Source organism: Pseudomonas sp. GW821-FHT09D08, from assembly GCF_059416305.1.
On sequence record NZ_JBWKOX010000018.1, the window covers coordinates 150,847 to 157,062 of the forward strand.

7 protein-coding genes are annotated in these 6,216 nt (G+C 61.3%); 5 read left to right on the plus strand and 2 right to left on the minus strand.

All coding sequences use genetic code 11. The features are described from left to right. Positions 1-35 precede the first annotated feature (35 nt). The gene (locus AC07OP_RS25120; RefSeq protein WP_065925008.1) at positions 36-695 is read right to left on the minus strand and encodes a DUF7847 domain-containing protein; all 660 of its coding nucleotides are present in this window, start codon (positions 693-695) and stop codon (positions 36-38) included. A 180-nt stretch (positions 696-875) separates the two neighbouring features. Between AC07OP_RS25120 and AC07OP_RS25125 the strand changes: the two genes are divergently transcribed. The 3 genes from AC07OP_RS25125 to AC07OP_RS25135 all read left to right on the plus strand — a co-directional run bounded on the left by AC07OP_RS25125 (position 876) and on the right by AC07OP_RS25135 (position 2,871). Continuing rightward, on the plus strand, positions 876-1,619 hold the full coding sequence (locus AC07OP_RS25125; protein ID WP_065938346.1) for a DUF2076 domain-containing protein: 744 nt from the start codon (positions 876-878) through the stop codon (positions 1,617-1,619). Between the two features lie 117 nt (positions 1,620-1,736). Further along, the gene (locus AC07OP_RS25130; protein WP_065938345.1) at positions 1,737-2,213 is read left to right on the plus strand and encodes an NYN domain-containing protein; all 477 of its coding nucleotides are present in this window, start codon (positions 1,737-1,739) and stop codon (positions 2,211-2,213) included. A gap of 46 nt (positions 2,214-2,259) precedes the next feature. After that, positions 2,260-2,871, plus strand: a complete 612-nt coding sequence (locus AC07OP_RS25135) for a 3'-5' exonuclease (protein ID WP_495102470.1) — start codon at positions 2,260-2,262, stop codon at positions 2,869-2,871. Between the two features lie 294 nt (positions 2,872-3,165). Here the strand turns inward: AC07OP_RS25135 and AC07OP_RS25140 are convergent, their stop codons facing one another. Continuing rightward, positions 3,166-3,627: an Lrp/AsnC family transcriptional regulator gene (locus AC07OP_RS25140; protein WP_065924993.1), complete on the minus strand. Its 462-nt coding sequence runs from the start codon at positions 3,625-3,627 to the stop codon at positions 3,166-3,168. Between the two features lie 161 nt (positions 3,628-3,788). On the opposite strand from AC07OP_RS25140, the gene yedA reads away from it, so the two are divergent. Together yedA and rhlE1 are read left to right on the plus strand one after the other, a co-directional pair. Then, positions 3,789-4,685 carry a drug/metabolite exporter YedA gene (yedA, locus tag AC07OP_RS25145; RefSeq protein WP_092358242.1) on the plus strand — a complete coding sequence of 299 codons (897 nt, stop codon included), beginning with the start codon at positions 3,789-3,791 and terminating at the stop codon, positions 4,683-4,685. Positions 4,686-4,733: 48 nt separating this feature from the next. Beyond that, positions 4,734-6,065 carry an RNA helicase RhlE1 gene (gene rhlE1, locus AC07OP_RS25150; protein WP_495102469.1) on the plus strand — a complete coding sequence of 444 codons (1,332 nt, stop codon included), beginning with the start codon at positions 4,734-4,736 and terminating at the stop codon, positions 6,063-6,065. Positions 6,066-6,216: the final 151 nt, after the last annotated feature.

Genomic DNA, 6,216 nt, shown 5'->3' on the forward strand with positions numbered 1-6,216 from the left:
CGGCTTATGGCGTTTCAGGAGTGGCGTGGAGCATATCACCGCGCGTCGGCATCGCCACCGATCAGCATGAATAAACGGAACAGCACCACGCTGGTGAACAGTTGCAGGAAGCTGTGGGCGCTGTCCATCAACAGCCCCAGCAACGGCGCGGGGTTGGGATAGGCCGCGACGCTGGCGCCCTTGAGCAGCCACAGGGGCGTCATGACACACAGCAGGCACACCAGGATTCGCCAGAAATGCCCACGGGTCAGGCGCAAACTTTCCTTCATCGCCTCCAGCGCCGGCATGCCGCGCAATACCAGCAGGTACTCGGCGAACGCCAACACCACCATCAGCCACAGGCCCGGCAGGAAATACAGCGACAGGCCCAGCAAAATCAGGAGGGTGCTCATGGCGGTCAGCAGGGCGAAGCGCGGCCACAGGGTCAGGGCCATGGCCCAGATGTCCTTGGTGCGCGGCGACTCGCCACGGGTGCGCGCGTCGAGAAACAGGATCAAGGCACCGGTGTACAGCGGGTACACCAGCAAACCCACCACCACGCTATAGCCGGGGAACGCATCCGCGCCGAGCGTGTGGTCGAGCAACTGTTGCAGCAGGGCTTCGAGGATCACCAATGGCAGGCACAGTTGGACGATTGCGCCCAGGTTGCCTCGGGTAAAACGGAAGGAGTCGCGCAATACGTCTAACGGATTCATCGGGTTCATCGCAGGCCTGAAAGCAAGGGCAACACTTTAACCGATCATGGCCAGCGGTAAGCAAATGTAAACCTTGAGTAAAGACCATTGAAACAACTCGTAACACCCCCATAACGGTTAAGCACCTGGCCTGATCACAGGCAAGGCCACGATTTCTACCGGCAATCTAACGAGGTCGCCATGAACAGCGAAGAGCAAACCCTGATCGATGGACTGTTTTCACGGTTGCAGCAAGCCGAAACGGACTCAGCCCCGCGCGATGCGCAAGCAGAAGCGCGGATCAAGGAGCATATGACTCGCCAACCGGCCGCCGGGTACTACATGACCCAGTCGATCCTGGTGCAGGAACACGCGCTCAAGAGTCTCGACGCGCAGAACAAGCAACAGGCGCAGCAGATACAGCAATTGCAGGATGAGTTGCAGCGGGCCAAGTCGGCGCAACCGGCCCCGGCGAGCAGCGGTGGTTTCCTGTCGAGCATCTTTGGCGGCGGTTCCCGTGACCCGCAACCGGCCCAGAGCGCTCCGGCCTCTTCCGGCGGCGGCTGGCGTGAACCGGCGCGGCCGTCCTTTGGCCAGCCAGCGCCGCAACAGAACTATCAGCAGCCGCAGCAACCGGCCGCTGCCCCCATTGGCAGCGGGTTCCTCGGTGGCGCGATGAAAACCGCCGCGGGCGTGGCCGGTGGTGTGTTGCTGGCCGAAGGCATCAGCAGCCTGTTCAACCACAACTCGCAACAGCCGCAGGTGGTGGAAGAAATCATCCGTGAAGAGCCGGCGCCCGCCAGTGACAACGGCAACTGGGGCAACGATGACCAGAAGTTCGCCGGCAATGACAGCTGGGGCAGCGACAACGCCTCGGACAGCTTTGCCGACAGCGACTATTCCGACGATTCTTCCTCCTTCGGTGACGACGATTCCTTCGTCTGACCCTCCCGGCCCGGGGCGCTGAGCCGCCCCGGTCTGATTTTTCCCGGCAACCTTCTCGTGGCTGGCATACTGGCACCCTTTCCGGGCCCTGGCGCCTGGCTGTCATGAGGAAGTGCGGTGAAGAAAATTGCAGTGTTCGCCGATGTACAAAACCTCTACTACACCGTCCGCCAGGCCTATGGCTGCCATTTCAACTACGCCGCCCTGTGGGCTGATATCAGTTCGCGTGGGCAGATCGTCGAGGCCTATGCGTATGCCATCGACCGCGGTGACAGCAAGCAGCAGCAGTTCCAGCAGATCCTGCGCAACCTGGGGTTCACGGTGAAGCTCAAGCCGTATATCCAGCGCAGCGACGGTTCGGCCAAGGGTGACTGGGACGTGGGCATCACCATCGACATCATGGACGCCGCCGACCACGTTGACGAAATTGTGCTGGCCTCCGGTGACGGCGATTTCGATATGCTGCTCGACCGCATCATCCACAAACACGGCGTCGACGCCGTGGCCTACGGTGTACCGGGGCTGACGGCCAACTCATTGATACGCGCCGCCAGCCGCTACGTGCCGATCGAAGGCGCGTTGCTGCTCAAATAAGCACGGCGGCTTAATAAATAAAGGGTTAGACGGAGTTGGAACAGGTTTGGAACGTATAGCGGTCATCGACTTTGAAACCACCGGCATCACCCCGAGCAGCCACTGCCGGGCCACGGAAATCGCGGTGGTTATCCTCGAACGTGGCCAGATCGTGGACCGCTACCAGAGCCTGATGAACGCCGGTGTGCGCGTGCCCGGTTTTATCGAGCAACTCACCGGCATCAACAACGCCATGCTGCGCAGCGCCCCGCCGGCCGAGCGGGTGATGAACGAAGTCAACGAATTCGTCGGCACCACGCCGTTGATGGCGCACAACGCCGCGTTCGACCAGAAGTTCTGGGATTTCGAACTGGGCCTGATCCGCCGCACCCGCCTGCAAAAATTCGCCTGCTCCCTGCTGCTGGCCCGCCGCCTGATGCCGGCTGCGCCCAACCACAAGCTCGGCACCCTCAACACCTATGCCCAACTGCCCCACACCGGCCAGGCTCACCGCGCGCTGGCGGATGCGGAAATGGCCGCCAACCTCACGGCGCACCTGGCCCAGGAACTGCGGCGTACCCATGGCTTGCGTGAACTGTCCCACGACCTGCTGTGCACCCTGCAGAAAGTGCCGGCGGCGAAGATCAATGAGCATTTGAAGAAACATCGCGGGTTCTGATAGAACAACGCCGTTCAAATGTGGGAGGGGGCTTGCTCCCGATGGACATAGGTATCTAAACAACTTTGGCTCAACGCTCAACGCCCGGCAGATAGCGCTGTTGTGGCGAGCGGGCTTGTCCCGCGTTGGGCTGCGCAGCAGCCCCAGTAAAGAAGAACGCGGTGTATAAGACACTCTGTAGAGGCTGGTTTTGGGGCTGCTTCGCAGCCCAACGCGGGACAAGCCCGCTCGCCACAGGGAGATTTGTCAGGATCTGAAAAGTTGTGTAGATACCCATGCCCCGATGGCGGTAGATCAGGCAACCGTTTTGCCATTGACCTCCAACTGCCCCAACGGCACCCGCCGCTCTATCGCGCTCGACAAAATAATCGAGGTCTTGCTGAACCCGAACTTCGCCAGCCGATTGATCAGGTTCTCCAACTCCGGCATCGAGCCCACCGCCGCTTGCATGATCACGCACGGATCGCCCGTTACCCGGTGGCATTCGGTCAACTCCGGGATTTCGGCCAGTGCGTCATAGACCTTCTGGTTGCCGTGGTTGGTCAGCCGCAGTTCGATCACGCACTGAATCGGCAAGCCCACTTTCGAAAAATCCACCTTGGCCTGGTACCCGGTGATCACCCCGCTGGCTTCCAGCTTGGCCACGCGTTCGGCCACGGCGGGGGCGGAGAGGTTTACCGTGCGGGCCAGTTGCGCGTAGGAGGCGCGGCCGTCTTCGAGCAGGGCGCTGAGGAGCATGCGGTCGTATTTGTCCATGATAAGGCTCTACTCGGGGATGGCTTTCGAAAACACGATTTATAGCCCTCATAACCATGCTTTGGAAAGTGTACTGGCGGTTTAAACAGGTTTTGTAACTTATGTTTAACGGCCTGCCTTTTTAGAATAAGCCTCTCTTATCTCTGCCTTCGAGCCGCCCAATGCCTGGCACACGTCGCTTTCCCCTACCGTTGATCGCCGCCTTTTTTGCACTGTATGTGATCTGGGGTTCCACCTACCTGGTGATTCGCATCGGCGTTGAATACTGGCCACCGCTGATGCTGGGCGGTATTCGCTTTTTGTTGGCGGGTGCGGCGATGTATGGATTTTTGCGTTGGCGTGGGGCGCCGGCGCCGACCTGGGAGCAGTGGAAGGCTGCTGCCAAGATCGGTATTTTGCTGCTGACCTTCGGCAATGGCGCGGTGAGTGTGGCCGAGCACACTGGGGTGTCGTCCGGCGTGGCGGCGCTGGCGGTGGCGACCGTGCCGTTGTTCACCTTGCTGTGCGGGTATTTCTGGGGCGCGCGCAATACCCGGCTGGAATGGGCCGGGGTGATCCTGGGCATGATCGGTATCGCCATGCTCAACATGGGCAGCACGTTGCAGTCTAGCCCCATGGGCGCCGCTTTATTGTTGTTTGCAGCGGCGTCGTGGGCGTTTGGTTCGGTGTGGAGCCGGCGCCTGCCGTTGCCGCCGGGCGCTATGGCCAGTGCCGCAGAAATGCTGGTGGCCGGGGTGACACTGTTGATCGCCAGCGCGCTGACCGGTGAGCGCCTGCAAGCCATGCCGCCGCTGGAAGGCTGGCTGGCCCTGGCTTACCTGGCCGTGTTCGGCTCGATCATCGCCTTCAACGCCTATATGTACCTGCTCAAGCACGTACGCCCGGCAGCTGCGACCAGCTATGCCTACGTCAACCCCGCCGTCGCAGTCTTGCTGGGGATTGTGTTCATCGGCGAGACCATCGGTGTGGAAGAGGCCCTGGCCATGCTGGTGATTATCAGCGCCGTGCTGTTGATCAGCCTGCCCCAGTGGCGAAAGCCCAAGCCGGAAATAAGGTAAACTGCCGCGCATTACGCCCTTGCGCTGAATTTTTCCTACGGTAACTACATGACTTTCGCCACACTTGGCCTGATCGAACCCTTGCTGCGCGCCCTTGAGACGCTCGGCTACCAGACCCCGACGCCGGTGCAGGCGCAAGCCATTCCGGCGGTGCTCGCCGGTCGCGACCTGATGGCCGCGGCCCAGACCGGCACCGGCAAGACCGCCGGTTTCGCCGTGCCGCTGCTGCAACTGCTGACCCTGGAAGGGCCGAAAGTCGCCGCCAACTCGGCGCGCGCGCTGATCCTGTGCCCGACCCGCGAGCTGGCCGAGCAGGTTCACGCCAGCGTTGCCGAATACGCCCAGCACCTGCCGCTCACCACCTACGCGGTGTACGGCGGCGTGAGCATCAACCCGCAGATGATGAAGCTGCGCAAGGGCGTCGACATCCTGGTCGCCACGCCGGGCCGCCTGATCGACCTGTTCCGCCAGAACGCGCTGAAACTCAACCAGCTGCAAACCCTGGTGCTGGACGAAGCCGACCGCATGCTCGACCTGGGCTTCTCCGAAGAGCTGGCGAACATCTACCGCATGCTGCCGAAAAAGCGCCAGACGTTACTGTTCTCCGCGACCTTCTCCGATGACATTCGCCTGCTGGCCGGGCAGATGCTCAACGACCCGCTGAGCATCGAAGTCAGCCCGCGTAACGTCGCTGCCAACACCGTCAAGCAATGGGTGGTGCCGGTGGACAAGAAGCGCAAGGCGGAGCTGTTTGTGCACCTGATGCGCAAAGGCCGCTGGAAGCAGGTGCTGGTGTTCGCCAAGACCCGTAACGGCGTGGATGCGCTGGTGGATAAGTTGCAGGGCCTGGGCATCAACGCTGATGGCATCCATGGCGACAAGCCGCAAGCCACGCGCCAACGCGCGCTGGACCGTTTCAAATCGAGCGAAGTGCAGATCCTGGTCGCCACCGACGTAGCGGCCCGAGGCCTGGATATCGAAGACCTGCCGCTGGTGGTCAACTTCGACCTGCCGATCGTGGCCGAGGACTACATCCACCGCATCGGCCGTACCGGTCGCGCGGGCAACACCGGTGAGGCGATTTCCCTGGTGTGTGCCGATGAAGTCAACATGCTGTCGGCCATCGAGATGCTGACCCGCCAGACCTTGACCCGCAAGATGGAACAGGACTTCGAGCCGGAACACCGCGTGCCGGATACCGATGCCAGCGGTCAGGTGGTGAAGAAGCCGAAAAAACCGAAGAAGCCCAAGGCATCCGGTGGTGGCAAGCGCAACCTCGGCAAGTGGGTGGACAGTGGTGAAGTGGCGCCGGTGGAGCCTTCGATCAAGCCGGTGCGCAAGGTACCGGTGTTTAATACCGGGCCGCGTAAGAAGAAGTGATTTTGCGGGGTGGCTGATGGCCTAATCGGGGACAAGCCCCCTCCCACATTTTTGATCTGTGAATACATTCAAACTGTGGGAGGGGGCTTGCCCCGGTACAAACCGGGGACATCGTTTACATTTCTAACCGGGGACATGGTTTACAGGCTAA